Source organism: Leadbetterella sp. DM7, from assembly GCF_040829825.2.
Lineage (GTDB): Bacteria > Bacteroidota > Bacteroidia > Cytophagales > Spirosomataceae > Leadbetterella.
On record NZ_JBFOLH020000014.1, the window covers coordinates 53,614 to 76,644 of the forward strand.

The window sequence follows — 23,031 nt, forward strand, 5'->3', positions numbered from 1 at the left end:
TCAAGAATATGAAAAGAATATCATATATCACTTGTTTAGGTCTTCTTTTGCTGACCGCCACGTCATGTGAGAAATGGTTAGACATCAACAAAGACCCTGACAACATATTAAATGCTCCTATCAGTCTGCAGCTTTCTTCCATGACCGTTTCTACGGGATTTGCCGCGGGCAGTGATTTAAACCGGTATACATCGCTGATTTCGCAGCAGTATTCCGGGCAGTCTACCGGCGGAGAAACGCAGACCCAGCAGTATGAGAAATACCAGATCTCTCCTACCGATGCCAACAATGCGTTCAGCCTGTTATTTGCCACCATTCTTAATACGGCAGAGAATATTATCAAGGCTTCAGGCACGGAAAGCCCGCATTACTCAGGGGTGGCAAAGCTGCTGAAGGCCTATGTTTACCAGATATCTGTAGACACCTGGGGAGACCTGCCGTATGACGAGGCCCAGCAAACATCTGCCAATCTTAACCCGGCGTATGACGATGATAAGGAGATCTATACCAAGCTTCTTTCCCTGCTGGATGAAGGTATAGCAGAAGTAAATGCAGCTACCTCGGCGCAGTCGCCCGGCACCAACTCTCAGATTTATTCGGGAACGTTCAGTACCTCGAAAGACAAATGGGTGAAATTTGCCAATACCCTGAAATTAAGGCTGCTGCTGCACTACAGCGAGGTTGACCCTGCTTTTGCTACCCAGCAGATCAATGCCCTGGTTAATTCAGGAGCCCAGTTTTTTGAAGGCAATGCAGACAATTTCCAGGTGAACTTCCTGGCCGAGCAGGGCCGGCAAAACCCCATTCACCAGTTTGAGGTATCGCGGGCAGGTTACTTGGTAGCCAATAATACGATTGTCTCCATGATGAACAAGAAGTCTGATCCGAGAAGAAGCACATATTTTACGGAATACCCGGCCGGTTCAGGCCAGTACCTCGGGGCTGTAGGCGGATCCCCCGCTTCGCAGAACTATTCCAAGTTTCATACCTATTTCAGGGGTGCGCAGTCGGGTAGTTCTTATACCGGACAGGCCCCGATGCGTATGCTGACCTTTGCCGAGTATAATTTTATCCGTGCAGAAGCCGCGCTGAGGTTCGGCAGCCCGGGCAATGCAGAAGAGTTTTTCAAGGCGGGAATCAGGGCATCTATGTCGGATGCCGGCGTGGCAGCCTCTGTCATTGACGACTACATTAAAGCCAACGGAACCCTGGCAGGCAGCAATGCAGAGAAGCTGAAGCAAATTATCGAAGAGAAATTTGTGGCCAATTTCGGAATTGCCGTTGAGCCCTGGACCGACTGGAGGCGTACCGGTTACCCGGCCATCAGCGTACCGGCCAATGCCATTTATCCCAATACGCCGAGAAGCCTGTTTTATCCCCAGTCGGAAGACGATAACAACCGGAGCTTCCCCGGGCAAAAGCCTAACCTGGATGTAAGAATATTCTGGGATACGCGCAAATAAGCAGCTGACCTTCTATGTATGTGCGACCTGGTGAGACCCGCCAGGTCGCTTTTTTTAATGTATAACCAGGAATTATATCCTTGTTTATCTCCTGTTTTTCAATAATTTATTTTAGTTTTTAATATTTTTTCAGTATACTTGTATTACCATTGGTTTTATTACGAAATTTCCAGAAAGCACAACATGATGATGGATGCAGTACGCTCAGGCCAATAGCATAAGCCGGTATTTCATACTATTTGTATATATATTTTTCAACTAAAACCTGCAGAAACAATGAAAATGAAAACTATGGCCGCCTTTGTTGTCTTACTCGGTATTTCACTGGCCAACTATCAATCGAATGCGGAATGTATCCGCAACCCCCGCAAGGATAACGGGCAATGCAAAACCTGGGGCGACGGTTCCAGTAACTGCCTGGAAAAATACGATCATGACCTTGAGTTGGATTGTATAAGATAGTGAAACCAGGGAGACCTCACCCGGATCCGGCACATGTTTACCATTCAGGCTACCGGCCCGCAATACCGGGCAGGTGCGGTCTCCCGCCCATCCGTACAGAAATTCTTACGTATGCGAAATTGTATTTTGCTTATTCTCCTGGGCATTACTACCAGCTGCCAGACGAAGAGCAGCGGGGATGACACTCCTGTGGAAAAAAGCCGGGAAGCCCGGGGAGCTGACTTTATGGTCGCTGATACGATCTTTTTCCATCTGGATGACAGCCTGGTAGTGAATAACCGGACCCAGGTTCAATACCTCCCGGCAAAACAAAGCATTGTGTTTTTTGATAATAATTTCAACCGGGTTGTCTTTTACAAATTAAACCGGGCCGTAGCAGATGGCGTTCGGCATCTGCCCTCCTTCAGCGAGCGGCAAAACAAAAAAATCTATGGGCTGTTGTACGACGAATCCGGCGACGGCGTCTACTATAAACAGCTCTTCGAAGAAGGTTCCGGCATTGTTTCTTATAATTTTAATACCCGGCTTCATGAAATATTTCTCCTGAAAAAGAGGCAGGACATCTTTGAAAGCCGCACGGCCCCTGATCCGTTCATTGCCAATACCAGCCCCATGTTCAGCTCTGATTCTGCCCTGGTTTTCAGCGGCCTGCTCCTGGGAGAAGACCCCCAGTACAGAGACCATACCCGGAAAACTTTTGGCAGAATAGATCTCAAAACCCACAATGTAAAGTACTTCATCAATTACCCGGAAGAGTACTATAAAAAAAACTGGGCCGGAGAAGCTTACCTCTTTCTCTATACCTGCAAATTCAAGGACAACGACATCCTGGTAAGCTTTCCTGCGTCTCATTCCTTATATATTCTGCGTAACGACAGCCTGCTGAAAATGAACGGCACCAACCCGCTTCAGCAACCGGAAATTCTGCCGATGGAGATGGACAGGAAGAGCTTTCAGAAAAGAAAGACCAAACAAATGATTCTTGATTTTTATACCCGGAATTACTCTTACCAGGGGGTTTTTTATATTCCCGGCAAAAAACGAATCGCCCGGATTTTAGAACTGCCGGTTCCGGAAAAGGTGAAATTATACGACCTGTACGTCAAGCCGGCCAAGCTGCTGATCTTCGATGAAAATTTCAATTTCCTGAAAGAGGTCTTCCTGCCTGATTATGTATCAAGAGATAACTATTTTGTAACAGAGAAAGGGATATATTTTTATAATAAGCATAATGAAAACGAAAATAAGGCTCAGTATCTTCTGTTTAGTGATTTGTAGTATCACCGCCTGCAACCCGCTTAAAAAAGGAGACTGGGAAAAAACGGGCCGTTCCCTGCTCAGGCTGGACCCGGACATGTATGCATACCATGACATTATTGTTTTACCGAACCAGGGGTGTGAAGGGTGTATCAGCTCTGTTGAGAATTATGTGCTGACTAACTTCCCCGAATTAAACGCTACCCGGATCATTTTTACCCGGATTAGTTCGGTGAAGCTATTGAAAATAAGAATGGGCGACAGCATATTTCATGCCCCCAATGTAATTATTGATTCCACTAATCTGTTTGAATTTCCTCAAACCGAAGCAACCATTTACCCTTTGTTTATTAAAGCGGAAAACAAAAAAATAACTGACATTTCTGTTCAAAGCCCGGAAAACATGCATTAAGTTGCCTGACCGCCGCTCACAACGCCTGCAAAGCTTCCCGGATGTAGTCGGTTTCGTACCCTTTTCCAACCAGGTATTCCGTAATTTTTTTCCGGGTCAGCAACGGGGATTCTTCTGCTGCAAGGAGCTCCTTTCTGCGCCGGGCCAGGGCCAGCAGCGTTTCCCTGTACTCGTCTTCATCAATCGCGGCCAGTGCTTCCTCAATACAACGATCTGAAAGCCCTTTGGATCTGAGGGCAAAAATAATCTTTCTTCTCCCCCATTTTTTTACCCGGAATTTCCCTCCTGCAAACTGTTGGGCATAACGCCCTTCATTGATAAAATTTTCACTGATCAGCCAGGCAATGATCTCTTCGGCTTCCGAAGCAGGTATATGCCAGCTCTTCAGCTTTTCCCGGACCTCCTCCTGCGTCCGTTCCTGGTAAATGCAGAAACTGCAGGCTTTTTTTAATGTACTCATTGCAGGAATATAATAGGCCTCAGAACAACAGGCTGCCTTAACCCGGCCGGGAACCTTATGCATGCATCATAAGAAAGGGTTACCAACGGCGGTGCGGTGCCGGAAATTTCCTGACCCTCCGCGGCCGCTTATCTACCGGGTCTTCTTCCGGTGCGAAGGTTCCTTTTCAAGAGGTTCTTCCTTAGCCGGCGGAAACAGCAGCGATGCCACAATGCTCACCGCCAGGATACCCACAATCACCAGCAGGGAATGCACATTGGTAAACCCGATGTCGTGCAGCCAGGTATGGGCCAGCATCTTGATCCCGATAAAGGTAAGCAGCACGCCCAGACCGTATTTGAGGTAAGCAAACATGTCAATAATATTCACCAGGAAGAAGAACATAGACCTCAGCCCCATAATGGCAAATACGTTGGAAAAGAAGACGATGTAAGGGTCTTTGGTGATCGAAAATATGGCCGGTATGGAGTCAACGGCAAAGATCACATCTGTAAAGGCAATCACCAGGATCACCATGAACAGCGGGGTCACATACAGCTTGTTTTTATCGTATTTATGCCGGAAGAAAAAGCGGTCAGCCACAAACCTCTCGTATACATTGAAGAAACGGCCCGTGATTTTCACCGCCGGGTGGTTTTTGGTGTCGATATTCTCTTCCTGCTCTTTTTTGAAAAGAATATTCAGCCCCGTATATACCAGGAAGGCCCCGAAAACCAGCAGGATCCAGTCAAATTTCTGGATCAGCGCCGCTCCCAGGAAGATGAAGATAAAGCGAAGCACAACCGACCCCAGGATACCCCAGACCAGCGCTTTTTTGTAGTGCTTGGGACGGATACCGAACGAGTTGAAGATCAGGATAAATACAAAAATATTGTCTACAGACAGGGAGTATTCCACGAGATAGCCCGTGATGTATTCCAGCGCCATATTGTTCTGAAAGCGCTGCAGGTCCCGTGTATAATCGCCGTTAAAATCAATGGCCGGGTAATACCGGTCTTTGATGTGCTGCAGGTGCGAGGCATCGCTTACATCGTGCACCAGGTAGCCGTAGTGCCTCAGGAAAAAGTAGAATGCCACCGCCAGCGAAACCCATACGGCACTCCAGAACGCTGCTTCTTTAAATTTCACCACATGCTCTTTCCGTGAGCTGAAGGCCCCCAGGTCAAGCAGCATCACAAAAATGGTGAAGACGGTGAAACCACCGAAAAATATAACTTCGTTACTCATTGATTATGTAATAATTTGCAAAGATAGTGCACAATTGACAATTGACAATTGACAATGAACAATTGACAGTGAATAGTTGTCCATCGTCAACTGCCCGTTGTCAATTAAAGAACTGACCCCAGAAATTCTGCTATTTCCATTTTCTCCATGTTCTTTTTCCGGAGGGCTTCCTGCAGGATAACCTCCTGGTCTTCGTCTTCCGTGTCGAGCTGTTCAATGATCTCCTGTATTTCTTTTTTGATTCTCAGCAGGTGGATCCTGAAATTGGTTTTGGTGATGATCTCTCCCAGGAAATCCCGGTAATCGGGCACAAAGATCTCGTATTTTTTCCAGTGCTTGCTGAGCTCATGCTTGGGCGACTCCCAGTTGATGACCGTTTCCTGGATCCGGGAATCGGGATGGGACACAAAGTACCGGTCAGGCGGGGCTTCGCCCCTTGTATAAAATTCCCGGTATTGCTTATATATGGCCCGGAGCACGGCATCGCTGAGGATGTCGGCCTCGGTTTCGCCAAAAATATAATCGGCCAGCACGTGGCTTTCCCCGATTTTAACCTGCCCGAACAGGACCAGGTCTTTTACCAGGGCTTCTTCATCGCGGCTGTCGCTTTTCTCCAGGAACTCCATTTCCAGGTTGCGCTCCGGTGCCGGGGGACTCACCCGGCCACCGTCGTTTTTCCTGGCGGTATGCACCTGGCCGGCGACCAGCTTATTCCCTTCATTGATGAGTATATGCTCGTCGATATTCAGCAGGCGGGCCACTTCCTGGTAAAAAAGCTGTCTTTTTACAGGATTCGGCACCTTGGTGATTGACGCCACCAGGCTCTCAATCAGCTCGGCCTTTTTCACGGCATCCGTTCCTATGTCGGCCAGGGAGATCTCCGTCTTAAAGCTGATAAAGTCTTTCTGGCTCTGCTCTACATACCGGGCAAAGGCCTCCCCTCCTACCTTGCGGATAAAGCTGTCGGGGTCGTCACCCTCCGGAAATACTACCGCCTTCACGTTCAGGCCTTCTTCCAGGATCAGGTCTATACCCCGCAGGGAGGCTTTGATACCGGCCGTATCGCCGTCGTATAAGACGGTAATATTATCGGTAAACCGCCCGATGAGGCGGATCTGCTCTACGGTCAGCGAAGTACCCGATGAGGCCACCACGTTTTCAATACCTGCCTGGTGCAGCGATACCACATCGGTATATCCCTCTACCAGGAAACAGTTCTCTTTCTGCCGGATGGCATTCTTGGCCTGGTAGATGCCGTAAACGATGTGGCTCTTGTGGTAAATATCGGTTTCGGGCGAGTTGACATACTTCGGCGCCCGGGCATCGGTTTTCAGGACCCTCGCCCCGAAGGCAATGGGTTTGCCGGCCACGTTATGGATCGGGAAGATCACCCGGCCCCGGAAGCGGTCAAGCAGCACCCCGTTCTCTTTTACCGACACCAGCCCGGCTTTATCCAGCACCTCCGCTGAAAAACCGGCCTTAAGCGCAGTTCGTGCAAAGTCGTCGCGGCTGTCTGTGGCGTACCCCAGCCTGAAGCGCTCCAGCATAGGCTTTGAAAAGCCCCGCTCGCGGAAGTAGCTTTCGCCTATGCTTTGCCCCTCTTCCGTGTTCAGGAGTATTTCACGGAAGTAGTTTTCGGCGAATTCGGATACGATGAACAGGCTCTCCCTTTCGTTCTGGGCCGCCAGCTCGGTATCTGTAAATTCTTTCTCCTTAACTTCAATATTGTATTTTTTGGCCAGCCATTTCAGGGCATCGGGATAGGAGAACCCTTCCAGGTCCATGATAAAACGCACCGAATCGCCACCTTTCCCGCATCCGAAGCATTTGTAGATGCCTTTGGCCGGTGATACCGAAAAAGAAGGGGTCTTTTCGTTATGAAACGGGCAACAGGCGATCAGGTTTGCCCCCCTTCTTTTCAGGTTGACAAACTCGCCTACCACCTCACTGATCTCGGCGGCCTGGAGGATCTGGTTTACGGTATCCTGCGGAATCATCCCGTAAAAATACATCTTTTGTTTTCTATCCCCTACAGATACGGCTGCTTAAATTCAGGGGTAACGTTCCAAAACTTTTCCACAATAAGGCTACTTATCGACAATCCCGGCAGGGTTTACGGTTCGTCTTTTTTTATTGATTATCTTTGTTCTCTTTTTTAAAACATACAGTCCCAATGGGTAAAATTATTTCTATTGTAAACCAGAAAGGCGGGGTGGGCAAAACCACTACGGCTATCAATCTTTCGGCCAGCCTGGCGGTTTTAGATTATAAGATCTTACTGATCGATACCGACCCTCAGGCCAATGCCGGTTCGGGTATCGGTGTTGACAGCAAAGAACAGCAACATAATATTTATACGGCCCTGATCGGCCAGTCGGATATCAAAGACTGCATTGTTAAGACCCAGATCCCTAACCTTGACCTGATCTCCAGCCACATTGACCTGGCCGGTTTTGAGCTGGAGATCGTGAACCAGGTGGCCCGTGAATACATCCTGAAAGAGATCATCGGGGGCGTGAAAGAAGAGTATGATTTTATTTTTATTGACTGCTCGCCCTCTCTCGGGCTCATGGTGATCAACTCTATCGTGGCTTCTGATGCGGTGCTGATCCCGGTACAATGTGAGTATTTTGCCCTGGAAGGGATCGCCAAGCTGCAGAACACCATTGAGATCATTAAAAAGCGGCTGAACCCCGAGCTGATCATGGAAGGCTACGTGCTGACCATGTATGACGGACGTACCAACCTGTCTAAAATGGTGGTTGACGATGTCCGCCAGCACTTCGGCAGCCTGTGCTTCAACACCCTGGTTCCCAGGAACGTTAAGCTGGCCGAGGCGCCGAGCTACGGTGTGCCCGCCCTGCTGATGTTTTCGGAAGACGGGGAGTTTGATATCTCTTACCTCGAAAACAAAGGGGCAAAAAGTTACATTGACCTGGCCAAGGAGCTTCTGACAAGAAATAATCTTCCCGGCATAAAAGATGGAAAATAAAGGAAAAGGCCTGAATTCTCTTTTGGGCGATTCTGACCTGGTGGTAAAGCGCAAGGTGGCTGCCTTTGTGGGAGTGAAAGAAATTGAAACGGATAAAATTGCGGCCGGAGGCTCCCAGCCCCGGAAAGCGTTTGATGAGGCGGCGCTGAAAGAGCTGACCGACTCTATCCTCGTACAGGGGCTGATTCAGCCGATCACCGTACGGGAAACCCCGGAAGGGAAATTTGAGATCATTTCAGGGGAGCGGCGTTTCCGTGCGGCAAAACTGGCCGGGCTCACCCGGATACCGGCGTATATCCGGGAGGTAGACGACCAGCGCTCGCTGGAAATGGCCCTGATCGAGAACATCCAGCGCGAAAACCTGAATCCCATGGAAATTGCGCTTTCTTACCGGCGGATGATCGAAGAGCTGGGCTTCCGGCAGGAAGACCTGGGCAACCGTATCGGCAAAAGCCGCTCCAATATCACCAACTACCTGCGTTTACTGAACCTGCCTGCCGATATCCAGACCGGCCTGGTGCTGGGCGTGGTGACCGTGGGCCAGGTAAGGCCCCTTATCCCGGTAAACGATGCCGCCCTGCAAATGGACATCTACCAGAAGATCCTGGAAGACAACCTCAGCGCCCGCGAGGTGGAAGCCCTGGTGAAAAAGGGAAATGCATTTGAGGCAGAGGCCAATGAGCTGGAGATACACCGGGAAGACATCCGGATAGAAGAAATGACCCTGAAGGGCAAAACAACCGTTCCTTTCCGGATCAGGGTGCAGGACATCAACAAAGGGCAGGTGACCATTAAATTTTCAGGTACCGACGAGCTCGACGCCATTCTTGAAAAGCTGCGTTAAGAAAGATCGTACCCGGGAGAAAGAACTCCCGGTTTTTATAGGGTAGATGCCCCGGATTCATTATCTTTGTTAGATTTTTTCAGAGCATTCGTGTAAACGATGTCCTGTCTTTCGGAGGCAACGTAAACGGATTAAAACAACTTATGAGCGAGAACAAAAACAAGGACTATTCAGCAAGTAATATACAGGTACTGGAAGGGCTGGAAGCTGTACGAAAACGGCCTGCCATGTACATCGGCGATATCGGGTTCAAAGGTCTTCATCACCTGATCTGGGAGGTAGTTGACAACTCGATTGACGAAGCTATGGCGGGGTATTGTGACCGGATCGAGACCACCATCAACGAGGATAATTCTATCACCGTAAGAGATAACGGCCGGGGTATACCTACCGGCTGGCATGAAAAAGAGCAGAAATCTGCCCTGGAAGTAGTACTAACGGTACTGCATGCCGGGGGTAAGTTTGACAAAGATTCCTATAAGGTGTCCGGCGGCCTCCACGGAGTGGGGGTTTCCTGTGTGAATGCCCTTTCTACCCATTTACGGGCGGAAGTTCACCAGGACGGGAAGATCTTTGAGCAGGAATTTTCAATCGGAAAACCGCTGTATGCAGCCCGCGAGATCGGGGTGACCGACTACCGCGGAACCATCATTCACTTTAAGCCCGACGCTTCGATCTTCCAGGTAACGGAATACAAATACGAGACCGTGGCCAACCGCCTGCGGGAGCTGTCGTTCCTGAACAAGGGGATCACACTGACCCTCACCGACAAGCGGGAGCTCGACGAGGAAGGAAAGCCGAAGTACGAGGAATTTCATTCCGAAGGCGGGCTGATCGAGTTTGTGGAATATCTTGACAAAAGCCGTGAAAGGCTGATTCCCGTACCGATGTACATGGAAGGCCAGAGAGACGGCGTGCCTGTAGAGGTATCCATGATCTACAATACTTCGTACTCCGAAAACGTATCTTCTTTTGTAAACAATATCAATACGCCGGAAGGCGGTACGCACGTGTCCGGTTTCCGGATGGCGCTGACCCGTACCCTGAAAGCGTATGCAGAGAAGTCAGGCCTGCTGGCCAAAGAGAAAATCGAGATCTCGGGCGACGACTTCCGCGAAGGCCTCACCGCCGTGATTTCAGTTAAGGTAGCCGAACCCCAGTTTGAAGGACAGACCAAGTCGAAGCTGGGCAACTCGGAAGTAACCGCTGCCGTGAGCGGCTGCGTTCAGGAAATGCTGGAAAACTACCTGGAGGAGAACCCGAAAGACGCCAAGACCATCGTAGATAAGGTTATCCTGGCCGCACGGGCCCGGATCGCCGCCAAGAAAGCGCGCGAGATGGTACAGCGGAAAAACGTACTGATAGGCTCGGGACTTCCCGGAAAGCTGGCCGACTGCTCGGAATCTGACCCGGCGCTGTGCGAAGTGTACCTGGTGGAGGGTGATTCTGCCGGCGGCTCAGCCAAGCAGGGGCGTGACCGGAACTTCCAGGCCATACTTCCGTTACGGGGAAAAATCCTGAACGTGGAAAAAGCCCAGGAATACAGGATTTACGAAAACGAGGAAATTAAGAATATCTTCACGGCACTGGGGGTTCAGATGGGAAGAGACGGCGATGAGCGCGCGCTGAACCTGGACAAGCTTCGTTACCATAAGATTATCATCATGACGGATGCCGATATTGACGGCAGCCACATCCGTACGCTCATCCTGACCTTCTTCTACCGGTTTATGCGGGAGATCATTGAAAGAGGCTACCTGTACATTGCCCAACCACCGCTTTACCTGGTGAAGAAAGGAAAAGACGAGGTGTATGCCTGGAGCGAAGACCAGCGGTATGCGGCCGTAAAACGGCTAGCCGGCGGAGGCAAAGAAGACAGCGTGGGCGTTCAGCGCTACAAGGGTCTGGGCGAGATGAACCCCGAACAACTTTGGGAAACCACCATGAACCCGGTTAACCGTACCCTCAAGCAGGTGAGCATTGAGTCGGCTGTAGAAGCAGACATACTGTTCTCCATGCTGATGGGCGATGAAGTACCGCCACGCCGCGAATTCATTGAGAAAAACGCGAAGTACGCGAATGTAGATGCGTGACGGAACGCAGGGACAGAACGCGGATGACACAGATTTTTTAGGATAAATAATCCGGTTGCTGAAAATCTTTTGGCAACCGGATTTGTTTTAAGAATACACGCAGACTCAAACCGGGCCATTCCTCTTTGTGATCTTTGTGCAATTTCCTTCGTGCCCTTTGTGCTATGTATTTTCACAAAGCACACCAGGTTATTTTCACAAAGGATACCTGGTAAATTGTATAAATATGTCTTAAATTATTTTCATCATTATACATTTTTTGTAAACTTTTTTGAAATTAAAAAAACATAACTTATTTATTATTAATAATCTAAATAACAAATCTTGTAAACTTTTTAAATTTTATTTTTTTAGAATCATTCTTTATTATATATTTGTTTTTAAATAAGCAGGCTTCTGTTTACCCGTAGCATAAGGCAAAATACCGGCTTTCACGCCCTTTCATTTTATACACTTGCCGCTCCGGAGAACCAGTTACCATGACTGTGCCGGCTTACCGATACAAGCAGTATAGCCCAAACCTGATTTTAATGAACCTGGCGGGAAAATGTTTTCCCGTTAATAACGCATATCCTTTGTTATGAGCATCTTTGATAAAAGAGTTAATTACAAACCGTTCGAATATCCGGAAATACTGAAATTTACCGAAGCCATCAATAAAGCCTATTGGGTTCACAGCGAGGTAGATTTTACTGCGGATATACAGGATTTTCATTCCAATCTGAACGTGGCGGAAAGAACCGCCATTAAAAACAGCCTCCTGGCCATTGCACAGGTGGAAGTAGCCGTCAAGACTTTCTGGGGCAACCTGTACCAGCATTTTCCCAAGCCGGAGTTCAACGGCCTGGGAAGCACGTTTGCCGAATGCGAATTCCGCCATTCGGAAGCCTACTCCCGCCTCCTGGAAGTGCTGGGATACAACAATGAATTCCAGAAACTGCTGGAAATACCGGTGATCCGTGAACGGGTGGAGTACCTTTCGGGTGTGCTGGCCCATACGCGCTCCAGTGACCGCAAGCAGTACGTTATTTCGTTGATCCTGTTCACCATCCTGATAGAAAACGTTTCGTTATTCAGCCAGTTTGCCATTATCCTCTCGTTCACCCGGTTCAAGGGTTATATGAAGAATGTGAGCAATATTATTGCCTGGACGTCTGTAGACGAGCAGATTCATGCCAACGGCGGAATTTACATCATCAATACCATTCGCACCGAGTTTCCCGACTTTTTTGACGAAGAAACCACCGCGCTTATCCAGCAAACGGTGAAAGAATCTATCGAAGTGGAAAGCAGGATCCTCGACTGGATCTTCTCGGAAGGCGACCTGGAGATCATCCGGAAGCATGACCTGCTGAACTTTATGAAATTCAGGATCGACGAAAGTATGAAGCAAATTGGCTTCGGCGCCCCGTTTAATGTCAGCAATGCCGATTATCAGCCGGTAAGCTGGTTTGAAGAAGAGGTTTTTGCCAACACCATGGACGATTTCTTTGCCAAGCGGCCGGTAGATTATACGAAACATGATAAAAGTATCACTGCAGACGATTTATTTTAAACATAACTACACCCATGGAATTATTTTTATCTGATGCCCCCGAAACAAAAGAGGAAGCACAAAGATTATGGTGGAAAAACTCGGAAAGTGAGCAGATCCTGAACCGCGGATACCTGCTGAACGGCGAAACCGTGGAGGGAGCCATCAGCCGGATCTGTACCGCCGCCGCAAAACGACTGTACAAGCCGGAGCTGAAAGAGGCATTCCAGGAAATGATTGAGCGGGGCTGGATGAGCCTGAGCTCACCGATCTGGGCCAACATGGGTACCGAACGCGGGCTGCCCATTTCCTGCTTTAACGTTCACATTCCTGACAGCATTGAATCTATCACGCACAAGCTGGGTGAAGTGATCATGCAGACCAAAACAGGCGGGGGTACTTCGGGATATTTCGGCGAGCTGCGCGGACGGGGAAGCGCAGTGACCGACAACGGCAAAAGCAGCGGGGCAGTAAGCTTCATGAAGCTGTTTGATACCACCATGGACACCATTTCGCAGGGAGGTGTACGAAGAGGCGCCTTTGCCGCTTACCTCGACATCGACCATCCCGACTGTGAAGAATTTCTCCAGATCAAAAATATCGGTAACCCTATCCAGAACCTGTTCTTTGCCGTTTGTATCCCGGATTACTGGATGCAGGAAATGATTGACGGCGACAAGGAGAAAAGAAGTCTTTGGGCCCGTGTGCTGGAAAGTCGCCAGCAAAAGGGTCTTCCCTATATTTTCTTTTCAGATAATGTAAACCGCAACAAGCCGCAGGTATACAAAGACCTGAATATGCGGATCAACGGCAGCAACCTCTGCTCTGAGATCATGTTGCCTTCCAATGCCGACGAATCATTCATCTGCTGCCTGTCTTCCATGAACCTGGAGCTGTACGATGAATGGAAAGATACCAAAGCCGTTAAGCTGGCTACCTTCTTCCTCGACGGCGTTCTGCAGGAGTTTATCGCCAAAACCGAGGGCAATTATTACATGGCTGCGGCCAACCGCTTTGCGCGGCGCCACCGGGCACTGGGCCTGGGCGTACTGGGCTGGCACTCGCTGCTTCAGAAACGTATGCTTTCTTTTGAGGGCCTCGAAGCCAAGCAGCTGACCACCGAGATCTTCAGTCATATCAGCAGCGAAGCCGGGAAAGCCACCGAAGAGCTTGCCCTTATTTACGGGGAGCCGGAGATTTTAAAAGGGTATGGCCGGAGAAATACCACCACCATGGCCATTGCGCCTACTACCTCGTCGTCGGCCATCCTCGGACAAACTTCACCCGGCATCGAGCCTTTCAGCAGCAATTACTATAAGGCGGGCCTCTCCAAAGGTAATTTTATGCGCAAGAATAAATACCTCAAAAAGCTGCTGGAAGAAAAGGGAATTGACAACGAGGATATCTGGAGAAGCATTATGCTGAATAACGGGAGCGTACAGCACCTGGAAGAGCTCTCTGCACATGAGAAGGCTGTATTCAAAACCTTTAAGGAAATCAGTCAGCTGGAAATCATCCAGCAGGCCTCTATCCGCCAGCGGTACGTAGACCAGGGACAAAGCCTGAACCTGAACATCCCCGCCGAGCTGCCCGTGAAAGATGTGAACCGGCTCATTATTGAAGCATGGAAGCTGGGCGTCAAAACCCTCTATTACCAGCGGAGCCAGAGCGTTTCAAAAGAGCTGGTGACCCAGCTGGTAACCTGCAGCAGCTGCGAATCGTAAGGTATACATCCCTCCTGTATGAACACGCAGGAGGGACCGGTCTTCCGGCATGATACTGCGAGTGGCTTAGGGCGACTTCAATGTCTTTCCAAGCACCTTGCTTCTGCCATCTATAAGGTGAGTGACCGGCAGGTCCAGGATCTTCGCTACCAGCGGATATACGTGGATATTCTCAAACGTACCAATAACCTTACCCGGCTTAAAAGCCGGGCCCCAGGCCATAAACGTGGCTTTCATTTCAGGTACCTTTTTAGGATCATAGCCGTGCGCGCCGGGGTATTTCCGCTTTGAGGGCGGATTGGAGCCGAACACTTTCGGGGCCCTGGGCACCAGCAGGATATCACCGATCCGGTCATCGGCGTTGGTTCTGAAGTGCAGTCTTTTCGGGAAATGCCGGGTCAGGTAAACCTTATAATCCTTATTTCTTTCTTTTTTCAGCTGCCTGTATACCGGCCGCACCTGTTCAGGATTCAGGGCATGAATGCGTACCAGCGAATAGCTGTTGATCACCACAAACTTCCGGTTGCTGACCAGCTCCGGAACAGGAATGGGATGATCCACATCTGAAAGAAGCATGCCGTGATCAGACACAAACACAAAGTTTACATCCGGCAGGCCCAGCTTCGACACTTCCGCCACCAGCTTGCCGATGGCCTCGTCTACCTGGTGCACAGCGGCTTCGGTTTCTCTGGCGTCAGGTCCGTAATAATGGCCCTGACTGTCTACTTCCGGGAAATACAGGGTGATCAGGTGCGGGCGCTCCGCTTCAGGCAACTGCAGCCATTCTTTTACGATCTCCACCTTCCTGTCGTTTGAGAACTCATTGTGGTATTTGTAATGGTAGGTAGGCGGGATACCGGCCACCCGGCTTTCGGATGCCACCCAGAACAAGCTGGCCGAAACCAGTCCGTTTTTCTCTGCCAGCCCCCACAGCGGCAGTCCGCCGTACCAGCTGCTGTCGTTCACCATGGCCTTGTTTCCCATGTTGTACGTTGCATCGCGATGCGGGTCATAGAAGCTGTTATCGACCAGGCCGTGGGTAGAAGGGTACATGCCCGTCACCAGCGTATAATGATTGGGAAAAGTATTGCTGGGGTACGAAGGGATCATTCCTTTTGAAGCCACCCCGCCAGCCGACAGCTTCAGCAGGTTCACGGCATTGTACTTCGTGGCATAATCGTACCGGAAGCCGTCGGCCGAGATCAGGATCACGTACGGACGGCCATAATTCTCCGGTAAATTCTTTCTCCCCGCCACCCGGTATTGCGTGGTATCGGCCTGTGCGAAGGCCGGATAACCGTAAAGCAGGAAAATAATACCCAATAGTTTCCTCATAAGTTCCAGTACATATAGTCTGCAATATACATTTCATTTATGTTCCCGGCCGAATAGCACTGTTAAATTCTTGTGAAGAAAGGCGGCCGGCCGTTACCTGGAGTAAACGTGGTCATTAAAGGAACGCAGCTGACCACCGTTAATACTACGGCCACCGCTACCTGGCGCGATGCCTACGTAGCCATTAACAGGGCGAATAACGTGCTGTCGGCACTGGATAAAGTAGACGAAGGCAAGAGAGACAAGATAGAAGGAGAAGCCAGGTTTATCCGGGGCTCCCTGTATTTTGAGCTGGTGAGAGCCTATGCCAGGACCTGGGGCGACGGAGACAACAACACCAACCCCGGTGTGCCCCTGGTGCTAACGCCTACCCGCGGTGTTACCGATGACGACTACAAAAGCAGGAACCCGGTAAGCGAGGTTTACGCCCAGGTTATCCAGGATCTGACCGAAGCGGCGAAGCTGCTCCCGGCCTCCAACACCATTTATGCTACCAGCGGAGCCGCTTATGCCCAGCTTGCAAGGGTATACCTTCAGCAGGGCGACTACGCCGGGGCCCGTGATGCCGCCGATAAGGTGATCCAATCAGGCGAATATACGCTTGCATCGGCCTTCTCCGACCTGTTTTTCACCTACCTGAATAACGGCGGGGCATCTCCGAAAGAGTATATCTTTTCTATGGTGGTTACCCCCCAGGACGGCTCCTCTGACCTGAACACGTTTTACGGGGTAACCGTAGGCTCTATTCCGGGTACGGCAGGCCGGGGCGACATGCGGGTTCAGCAGGCTCACCTCGACCTGTACGAAGCCGGTGATGCAAGAGGCGCCTTCTTTGTGCGGGCCAATAACAATACCTACACCGAGAAGCACCTCGACCTGTTTGGCAATGTACCGGTGGTACGCCTGGCTGAAATGTACCTTACCCGTGCCGAAGCTAACCTGCGCCTGGGTACAGCCGTAGGTGCCACACCGGCCGCTGATGTGAATAAAATACGCTCAAGAGCAGGCCTTGCTCCTCTAAGTGCAGTAACGCTTACCGATGTGCTTAAAGAACGCAAGCTGGAGCTGATGTTTGAAGGGCTCCAGGTGCATGACCAGAAAAGACTGAAAGAAACCCGGGGCGGTATTGCCTATAATTCACCCCGGCTGATTCTTCCTATTCCCCAGCGGGAAATGGATACCAACAAAAAGCTGGTTCAGAACCAGGGGTATTAAGCAGCTGAAAATGCAGCTACTGAAGAAAATCCGGAAAGCGTCATGCTTTCCGGGTTTTCTTTTTTTGGCGGGGATTTCAAATAAACAGGGCAGTTTGGCTTTTTTTCACTTTGTATTTTGTTAATTATACGTACATTTTATAAAAAAAAGTACGTACTACTATGACAACCAAGCCGACACTGGCAGTAGAAAAATATGAAAAAGGTATTTGCAGACACCCATATCCTGGTAGATCTGATTGCTGACCGCCATCCCTTCAGCAAATACGCTATTGAGCTTTTCCGGTATAAGGTTCTGGCGCCCGAAGAAGCCATTACTGAGCTGTCATAAAAAACTGTATCTTCCCGCCCTTCACAATATCCGAGTGCTTCAGGCGAAATCCGTTCAGCGGTTTCCCGTTCAGCAGTATCTTCTGAACATGCACATTCTGCGGGCCGGGATTAACGCTCTCTACCGTAAAGGTTTTCCCGTTTTCCAGGCTCAGAACGGCTTCGTGCACCAGCGGGCTGCCGATCCAGTATTCTTCCGAACCCGGCGCTACCGGGTAAAACCCGAGGCTGCTGAACAGGTACCAGGCGCTCATCTGCCCGCAGTCGTCGTTGCCGCGCAGTCCGTCTGCCCCGTTATCGTACTGGTGGCTCAGGATCATCCGGATCCGCTCCTGGGCTTTGCGGGGCTGGCCGACCAGGTTGTAGAGGTAGGCCACATGATGAGCCGGCTCATTGCCGTGCACATAGTTACCGATGATGCCTTCACGGGTGATGTCTTCGGTCTGGGCAAAGAACTCGTCGGGAAGATGCATGGTAAACAGCGAATCCAGGTAACGGATAAGGCGTTTCTCCCCGCCCAGCATCTCTTTCAGCGCCTCCGGATCGTGGGGTACATACAGGGTGTAGTTCCAGGTATTTCCTTCAATAAAGCCCTGTCCGTGGGTATCCAGCACATCAAATTTTTCCCGGAAGGTACCGTCTTTCAGTCGCGGGCGCATAAACCCGATGCGTGTGTCGTACACGTTCCGCCAGTTCTCCGAGCGTTTCAGGAACTCACGGTATACGTCCTCTTTCCCCAGGTGCCGCGCCAGCATGGCAATGCACCAGTCGTCGTAGGCATATTCCAGGGTATTCGAAACGGAGGTACCGTTGGTTTCATCGGGCACATAGCCCTTGTCGATATAAGCGCCTATACCCTCGTATCTTCTCTGGCGGGCGGTGGTTACGCATGCCTCCAGGGCTTCAGCGGCATTACCTTTGTACACACCTTTGATGATGGCATCGGCAATAACCGAAACGCTGTGGTAACCGCTCATGCACCAGTTGTCGTTGGCATAATGCGACCACACCGGCAGCATCTTCAGCGTACTTTGCCGGTAATGTTCCATCATGCTCTGCACCATGTCGGCATTCCGGGAAGGATTCACCAGGTTCATATAGGGGTGAAAAGCCCGGAAGGTGTCCCAGAGTGAAAACGAGGTATAATTGGTAAAGCCTTTTGCCTGGTGAACCTCGTAGTCGAGCCCCCGGTACTTCCCGTCAGAATCCATATAAACGGTAGGCATCAGGGCGGCATGGTACATGGCTGTATAGAAGTTCACATAGTCTTTTTCCGAAGGAAGCTTCACCCGGATCTTCGCCAGCTCCTTCTCCCAGAGCTGCTGTCCTTCGGCTTTGGTTTTGTCGAAATCCCAGTGCGGAATTTCCGCCTCCCGGTTGGCCGTAGCTCCTGCCATGCTCACCGGTGAAAGCGCCAGCTTGACCATGATCTGCTCACCGGCCTCCACGTCAAAGTCAAAATGCATGCGCAGCTGCCTTCCGGCCAGGTCAGGGAAATTGTCTGCCTGGTCAAATTTCCGCCAGAATCCACGGTAAACCTGTCCTTTTTCAAAGTTCTTACTGCCGTATGATTTGAAGGGTTTGGAGAAGGTCATCGAAAAATACACCGTGCGGGTCCTTGCCCAGCCGTTGGTCTGGCGATAGCCTGTAAGGGTGCTGTCGTTCAGCACGCGTACCACCGTCCATACATTTTTGGCGTCATAGTTATATATACCCGAGGTCAGGTCAAGGATAATGTGCGCCTCCTCTTTTTCCGGGAAGGTATAGCGGTGAAAACCGGTGCGCAGGCTGGTGGTGAGCTCGGCCTGTATGCCGTGGTCTTCCAGCAGCACGCTGTAGTAATTGGGCTCTGCATGCTCGCGGTCATGACTGAAGCGGGAACGAAACCCGGTTTCCGGCTTATCTGCCGTTCCGGGATTCAGCTGAAGCCTGCCGGTGGTGGGCATCACCAGGAAGTCGCCCAGGTCAGAATGGCCCGTGCCGCTGAAATGCGTATGGCTGAAGCCGGTGATGGTGGGGTCCTGGTAGCGGTACCCTGCACAAAAGGTATACACTTCCGGGTTGTATTTCCCGTTAAATTCATAGGAAACCGTATCGGTATCCGGGCTGAGCTGCACCGATCCGAAAGGCACGGTAGCACCCGGGAAGGTATGCCCCATCTTGGCCGTGCCGATCATAGGATCTACGTACCGGATCAGTTGTTGAGCGCGAGAAATGCCGGGAAGAAGAAAGAGTAAGCAGATAAATCTATGCATTCCTGTTTTTTTGATCCTGTAAAGTTAAACGATTTTTGTGTTAAAATTGCCCGGGCTGACTATCCTGGCCGTCACCTTCATTTGCCCCAGGTGCCGCATACCGTGCTCTGCGCTGTGAAACAGCAGGCCTGCCAGGGTGACCGGGATTTTCTTCCGCCCCAGGAAGCGCGTTTCCGTCAGGCGGTTTTCATCAATGCCCATCAGCCGGCTGATAGCTTCTTCAACGGTTTTATCCAGCGCGTCAAGAAGGACAGACACTTTCCCGTCTTCTTCCTCTGCAGCCTCTGATCTCAGCCGGGCAAACTGCTCATCACTGAGCGGTTTTTCTTCTGCATAGGTAAACATCCTGTCGATAACCCCGGCCATGTGCTTCAGGTGAAACCCTACCGAAGCCACCCCGTTCGGCCGCATCCAGAGGTCTGCGTCGCGAAAAGCGGCCAGGTCTCCGTTAGCTTCCCGCCTCAATTGCAATAAAGCATGGGCCACCGGCTGCAACAGGCCGGGTACGCCCTGTACGGGCCCCTTCATCCAGAATTCCAGGTCATCTGTCATTATTTTCCTGCCGTTTAATTTCCTGTACCATCATTTCATCCCTGATATAAAAAGCGTATTCTGCGCGAATCGGTTCTTTTTTAAATATACTTTATTAAAAAATTCCTATGCTAAAAAAATCCTACTATTTTTACGTTTATTCCAATTCATATACCCGGATCTGTACGGGCCCGGTAAAGCTATCATTATGTCAAACGATTTTCCCTGGTTTAATCATTACCCGGAGGGAGTTCCTCATGAACTGAACCCCGAAGCATACCCTTCCCTGATTGAGCTTCTTGATGAAGGATTCGAAAAATATGCCGGTCAACCCGCTTTTACGTTTATGGACAAGACCCATACGTACCGGCAAATCAAAGACCACGCGTATGCATTTGCGGCTTACCTGCAGAGCTTAGGGTTGAAAACCGGCGACAAGATTGCCATCCAGATGCCGAACTGTACCCAGTATCCCGTGGCCCTGTTCGGTTCTATCCTAGCAGGACTGGTGGTAGTAAATACCAACCCGCTGTATACCCCCCGGGAAATGAAGCACCAGTTCTCCGATTCGGAGGCGAAGGCCATTGTTATCGTAGCCAATTTTGCCTTCAACCTTGAAAAAGTCATTGGCGACACCCAGATAAAGCATGTTATTGTTACCGGGATGGGCGATATGCTGGGTTTCCCGAAAAAGCAGATCGTGAACTTCGTGGTCAAAACGGTCAAAAAAATGGTTCCGGCCTACCACCTGCCGGGCAGTGTTTCGTTTTCAGAGGCCCTCTCCCGCGGGAAAGCCGCTACCTATACCAAGCCCGATGCCCGTATCAATGACCTCGTGCTGATCCAGTATACCGGCGGTACCACGGGCGTTTCCAAAGGGGCCGAGCTTACACACCGTAACCTGATTGCCAATATGGAGGGCATCAGCCTGTGGTTCCAGCCTGCGTTAAAGTACGATATCCCAAGGAAAATCCTGGGAGCGCTGCCGTTTTACCATATTTTTGCGCTGACGGTCAATGTCTTCGCTATGATGAAGCTGGGCTTCCATAATATTCTTATTCCTAATCCGAGAGACCAGAAAGCCCTGCTGGGCGATCTTAAAAAGCACCGGATCTTTATTTTTCCCGGTCTCAATACCCTTTTTAATGCCCTCCTGAATAACGAGGAGTTCCGGGCGCTCGACTTTTCGACCCTAAAGATCACCGTATCCGGCGGAATGGCCCTGCAAGCTGCCGTAGCGGAACGATGGTACGAGGTGACGGGCTGCAGGATATCGGAGGGTTACGGGTTATCGGAAACCTCGCCCGTACTCTCGGTTAACCCGGTCAGCGGCGGACAGCAGCTGGGCACCATTGGCCTGCCTTTCCCTTCTACCATCATGAAGATCCTGAAAGACGACGGCCAATGGGGAGCTCCCGATGAGATCGGGGAGATCTGTGCACACGGCCCGCAGGTGATGAACGGGTATTACAAGCGGCCCGAAGAGACCGCCAACGTGTTTTATACCGACCCCGCAGACGGTAAAAAGTACTTTAAAACGGGAGATATCGGCCTTATGCAACCCGACGGCTTTTTCAAGATCGTGGACCGCAAGAAAGACATGATCCTGGTGTCGGGCTTCAATGTTTACCCGAACGAGATCGAAGAGGTGATCTCGCAATGTCCTGGGGTGCTGGAAGTGGCCTGTGTGGGGGTGAAAGACGACAAGTCTACCGAGGCGGTGAAGATCTTTGTGGTGAAGAAAGACCCCAACCTGACCGAAGAGGCTATCCGTGCCTATGCAAAAGAAAACCTGACCGCCTACAAACGGCCCCGGTATGTGGAGTTCCGCGATGACCTCCCCAAAACCAACGTAGGCAAGATACTTCGCCGTGAGCTGAAAGAAAGCTGAGCGAACGGAACCCCGAATTTTAATGTTATAGAAGGGGAGGCTGCCGGTGTGTGGCCTCACCCCTGATATCATTTGCATGAATTTTCTGAACAAAACACTGGGTACTCTGCTGATCTTCCTGGTACGGTTTTACCAGGGGGCCATCTCCCCTTTTTTGCCTAACGCCTGCCGGTATGATCCCACCTGCTCCCATTATATGATCGGGAGCATACAGGAATGGGGCGTGCTCAAGGGTACCTGGCTGGGCCTGAAGCGCATAGCGCGGTGCCACCCGTGGGGCGGGTTTGGGTATGACCCGGTGAAAAAAAGAACGAACAGTGAACAACGAACAACGAATAGTGATAACAAAAATGTTTCATAATTGTTAGTTGTTCACTGTTAATTGTTCACTGCAATAGTTGCACCAGCTCCTGCTGAATCTCCACCCCCTTATCTCCATTGTACCATTTCTGGATTTCGGTTTTCACGGTTTCGAAATCGGCTTTTTCGGCTGTGAGCCGGGCGTATATTTCCTGGCAGCCTGCGGGGCGCGGGCCCCATGTGGCCAGATCCCGGCCGGCGGCATCTCTGAAAATGATCTTGGGAATAGACTTTGAGCCGGCCGTGAGGTAGTCGTTTATCCGGAAAGGCTCGCTGTCTCTTAACTCGTAATCTACCCGGATCAGCGGGTTCAGCTCACCCAGCATATGGAAAAACGGCACGCTGTGGGCCGCATCACCGCACCAGGGCTCGGTAATGACGATCCAGTTCTGCGGCTCTTTAATGCCTTTTACAATTGCGGTCAGCTCTTCTGAAAGCTTACCCGTTTTCAGCCAGCGGTTCATGCGCGACCAGTTCATGCGGGTATACTCAATGTAATCGGGGTTGTCATAGGGAGCGGCCTGTTCTTCATTGCTTTTGTCAATAATAGACCTGAAATAATCGAGATAATCCTGGAATGTCATTGTTCGGAAATAAAACTTATATACCTCCTAAACACAAACCTGCGACAATAGGTGCGACAAGCG

20 protein-coding genes are annotated in these 23,031 nt (G+C 50.5%); 13 read left to right on the forward strand and 7 right to left on the reverse strand.

Annotation, left to right across the window (positions count from 1 at the left end; all coding sequences use genetic code 11):
* The first annotated feature begins 8 nt into the window (after positions 1–8).
* The 4 genes from AB2U10_RS14935 (at position 9) to AB2U10_RS14950 (ending at position 3,594) form a co-directional block, all read left to right on the forward strand.
* A complete protein-coding gene (locus tag AB2U10_RS14935; RefSeq protein WP_367915643.1) occupies positions 9–1,463 on the forward strand; it encodes a SusD/RagB family nutrient-binding outer membrane lipoprotein in 1,455 nt (484 codons plus the stop codon).
* Between the two features lie 276 nt (positions 1,464–1,739).
* Positions 1,740–1,925, forward strand: a complete 186-nt coding sequence (locus tag AB2U10_RS14940) for a hypothetical protein (protein WP_367915644.1) — start codon at positions 1,740–1,742, stop codon at positions 1,923–1,925.
* 111 nt (positions 1,926–2,036) lie between these two features.
* The gene (locus AB2U10_RS14945) at positions 2,037–3,203 is read left to right on the forward strand and encodes a DUF4221 family protein (RefSeq protein ID WP_367915645.1); all 1,167 of its coding nucleotides are present in this window, start codon (positions 2,037–2,039) and stop codon (positions 3,201–3,203) included.
* The gene (locus tag AB2U10_RS14950) at positions 3,193–3,594 is read left to right on the forward strand and encodes a hypothetical protein (protein ID WP_367915646.1); all 402 of its coding nucleotides are present in this window, start codon (positions 3,193–3,195) and stop codon (positions 3,592–3,594) included. Before AB2U10_RS14945 ends, AB2U10_RS14950 begins: the two co-directional genes overlap by 11 nt.
* 16 nt (positions 3,595–3,610) lie before the next feature.
* Here the strand turns inward: AB2U10_RS14950 and AB2U10_RS14955 are convergent, their stop codons facing one another.
* From AB2U10_RS14955 to dnaG, 3 genes are all read right to left on the reverse strand, one after another.
* Positions 3,611–4,054, reverse strand: coding sequence for a regulatory protein RecX (locus tag AB2U10_RS14955; protein WP_367915647.1), 444 nt, complete (start codon positions 4,052–4,054; stop codon positions 3,611–3,613).
* 132 nt (positions 4,055–4,186) lie between these two features.
* Entirely contained in the window at positions 4,187–5,281 is a 1,095-nt protein-coding gene (locus AB2U10_RS14960; RefSeq protein ID WP_367915648.1) for a TerC/Alx family metal homeostasis membrane protein, read from the reverse strand.
* Between the two features lie 104 nt (positions 5,282–5,385).
* Entirely contained in the window at positions 5,386–7,293 is a 1,908-nt protein-coding gene (gene dnaG, locus AB2U10_RS14965; RefSeq protein ID WP_367915649.1) for a DNA primase, read from the reverse strand.
* A gap of 161 nt (positions 7,294–7,454) precedes the next feature.
* On the opposite strand from dnaG, the gene AB2U10_RS14970 reads away from it, so the two are divergent.
* From AB2U10_RS14970 to AB2U10_RS14990, 5 genes are all read left to right on the forward strand, one after another.
* A complete protein-coding gene (locus tag AB2U10_RS14970) occupies positions 7,455–8,273 on the forward strand; it encodes a ParA family protein (protein WP_367915650.1) in 819 nt (272 codons plus the stop codon).
* Entirely contained in the window at positions 8,263–9,117 is an 855-nt protein-coding gene (locus tag AB2U10_RS14975; RefSeq protein WP_367915651.1) for a ParB/RepB/Spo0J family partition protein, read from the forward strand. The genes AB2U10_RS14970 and AB2U10_RS14975 overlap by 11 nt, the downstream gene beginning before the upstream one ends.
* 143 nt (positions 9,118–9,260) lie before the next feature.
* Positions 9,261–11,210 (forward strand): DNA topoisomerase (ATP-hydrolyzing) subunit B, encoded by a 1,950-nt coding sequence (gene gyrB / locus AB2U10_RS14980; RefSeq protein ID WP_367915652.1) that lies wholly within the window; start codon positions 9,261–9,263, stop codon positions 11,208–11,210.
* 580 nt (positions 11,211–11,790) lie between these two features.
* Positions 11,791–12,765, forward strand: a complete 975-nt coding sequence (locus AB2U10_RS14985; RefSeq protein ID WP_367915653.1) for a ribonucleotide-diphosphate reductase subunit beta — start codon at positions 11,791–11,793, stop codon at positions 12,763–12,765.
* Between the two features lie 14 nt (positions 12,766–12,779).
* Positions 12,780–14,468 (forward strand): ribonucleoside-diphosphate reductase subunit alpha, encoded by a 1,689-nt coding sequence (locus AB2U10_RS14990; protein WP_367915654.1) that lies wholly within the window; start codon positions 12,780–12,782, stop codon positions 14,466–14,468.
* A gap of 66 nt (positions 14,469–14,534) precedes the next feature.
* Here AB2U10_RS14990 and AB2U10_RS14995 read toward each other — a convergent pair whose 3' ends face one another.
* Entirely contained in the window at positions 14,535–15,803 is a 1,269-nt protein-coding gene (locus tag AB2U10_RS14995) for an alkaline phosphatase family protein (protein ID WP_367915655.1), read from the reverse strand.
* Positions 15,804–15,875: 72 nt separating this feature from the next.
* On the opposite strand from AB2U10_RS14995, the gene AB2U10_RS15000 reads away from it, so the two are divergent.
* Positions 15,876–17,018 carry a RagB/SusD family nutrient uptake outer membrane protein gene (locus AB2U10_RS15000; RefSeq protein WP_367915656.1) on the forward strand — a complete coding sequence of 381 codons (1,143 nt, stop codon included), beginning with the start codon at positions 15,876–15,878 and terminating at the stop codon, positions 17,016–17,018.
* Positions 17,019–17,213: 195 nt separating this feature from the next.
* Positions 17,214–17,348 (forward strand): hypothetical protein, encoded by a 135-nt coding sequence (locus tag AB2U10_RS15005; RefSeq protein ID WP_367915657.1) that lies wholly within the window; start codon positions 17,214–17,216, stop codon positions 17,346–17,348.
* Here the strand turns inward: AB2U10_RS15005 and AB2U10_RS15010 are convergent.
* Positions 17,332–19,602, reverse strand: coding sequence for a GH92 family glycosyl hydrolase (locus tag AB2U10_RS15010; RefSeq protein ID WP_367915658.1), 2,271 nt, complete (start codon positions 19,600–19,602; stop codon positions 17,332–17,334). The genes AB2U10_RS15005 and AB2U10_RS15010 overlap by 17 nt on opposite strands.
* A gap of 24 nt (positions 19,603–19,626) precedes the next feature.
* The gene (locus AB2U10_RS15015; RefSeq protein ID WP_367915659.1) at positions 19,627–20,154 is read right to left on the reverse strand and encodes a DinB family protein; all 528 of its coding nucleotides are present in this window, start codon (positions 20,152–20,154) and stop codon (positions 19,627–19,629) included.
* Between the two features lie 187 nt (positions 20,155–20,341).
* On the opposite strand from AB2U10_RS15015, the gene AB2U10_RS15020 reads away from it, so the two are divergent.
* Both AB2U10_RS15020 and yidD read left to right on the forward strand, forming a co-directional pair.
* Positions 20,342–22,024: an AMP-binding protein gene (locus tag AB2U10_RS15020; RefSeq protein WP_367915660.1), complete on the forward strand. Its 1,683-nt coding sequence runs from the start codon at positions 20,342–20,344 to the stop codon at positions 22,022–22,024.
* 76 nt (positions 22,025–22,100) lie between these two features.
* The gene (gene yidD / locus AB2U10_RS15025) at positions 22,101–22,385 is read left to right on the forward strand and encodes a membrane protein insertion efficiency factor YidD (protein WP_367915661.1); all 285 of its coding nucleotides are present in this window, start codon (positions 22,101–22,103) and stop codon (positions 22,383–22,385) included.
* A 25-nt stretch (positions 22,386–22,410) separates the two neighbouring features.
* On the opposite strand, the gene AB2U10_RS15030 is transcribed toward yidD, so the two are convergent.
* Positions 22,411–22,968 carry a thioredoxin family protein gene (locus tag AB2U10_RS15030; protein ID WP_367915662.1) on the reverse strand — a complete coding sequence of 186 codons (558 nt, stop codon included), beginning with the start codon at positions 22,966–22,968 and terminating at the stop codon, positions 22,411–22,413.
* Positions 22,969–23,031: the final 63 nt, after the last annotated feature.

Bases quoted from the DNA above. Each gene is read 5' to 3' on its own strand.
- AB2U10_RS14935 (WP_367915643.1), top strand. From the start codon at position 9: ATGAAAAGAATATCATATATCACTTGTTTAGGTCTTCTTTTGCTGACC.
- AB2U10_RS14940 (WP_367915644.1), top strand. From the start codon at position 1,740: ATGAAAATGAAAACTATGGCCGCCTTTGTTGTCTTACTCGGTATTTCA.
- AB2U10_RS14945 (WP_367915645.1), top strand. From the start codon at position 2,037: ATGCGAAATTGTATTTTGCTTATTCTCCTGGGCATTACTACCAGCTGC.
- AB2U10_RS14955 (WP_367915647.1), bottom strand. From the start codon at position 4,054: ATGAGTACATTAAAAAAAGCCTGCAGTTTCTGCATTTACCAGGAACGG.
- AB2U10_RS14960 (WP_367915648.1), bottom strand. From the start codon at position 5,281: ATGAGTAACGAAGTTATATTTTTCGGTGGTTTCACCGTCTTCACCATT.
- dnaG (WP_367915649.1), bottom strand. From the start codon at position 7,293: ATGTATTTTTACGGGATGATTCCGCAGGATACCGTAAACCAGATCCTC.
- AB2U10_RS14970 (WP_367915650.1), top strand. From the start codon at position 7,455: ATGGGTAAAATTATTTCTATTGTAAACCAGAAAGGCGGGGTGGGCAAA.
- AB2U10_RS14975 (WP_367915651.1), top strand. From the start codon at position 8,263: ATGGAAAATAAAGGAAAAGGCCTGAATTCTCTTTTGGGCGATTCTGAC.
- gyrB (WP_367915652.1), top strand. From the start codon at position 9,261: ATGAGCGAGAACAAAAACAAGGACTATTCAGCAAGTAATATACAGGTA.
- AB2U10_RS14985 (WP_367915653.1), top strand. From the start codon at position 11,791: ATGAGCATCTTTGATAAAAGAGTTAATTACAAACCGTTCGAATATCCG.
- AB2U10_RS14990 (WP_367915654.1), top strand. From the start codon at position 12,780: ATGGAATTATTTTTATCTGATGCCCCCGAAACAAAAGAGGAAGCACAA.
- AB2U10_RS14995 (WP_367915655.1), bottom strand. From the start codon at position 15,803: ATGAGGAAACTATTGGGTATTATTTTCCTGCTTTACGGTTATCCGGCC.
- AB2U10_RS15005 (WP_367915657.1), top strand. From the start codon at position 17,214: ATGAAAAAGGTATTTGCAGACACCCATATCCTGGTAGATCTGATTGCT.
- AB2U10_RS15010 (WP_367915658.1), bottom strand. From the start codon at position 19,602: ATGCATAGATTTATCTGCTTACTCTTTCTTCTTCCCGGCATTTCTCGC.
- AB2U10_RS15015 (WP_367915659.1), bottom strand. From the start codon at position 20,154: ATGACAGATGACCTGGAATTCTGGATGAAGGGGCCCGTACAGGGCGTA.
- AB2U10_RS15020 (WP_367915660.1), top strand. From the start codon at position 20,342: ATGTCAAACGATTTTCCCTGGTTTAATCATTACCCGGAGGGAGTTCCT.
- yidD (WP_367915661.1), top strand. From the start codon at position 22,101: ATGAATTTTCTGAACAAAACACTGGGTACTCTGCTGATCTTCCTGGTA.
- AB2U10_RS15030 (WP_367915662.1), bottom strand. From the start codon at position 22,968: ATGACATTCCAGGATTATCTCGATTATTTCAGGTCTATTATTGACAAA.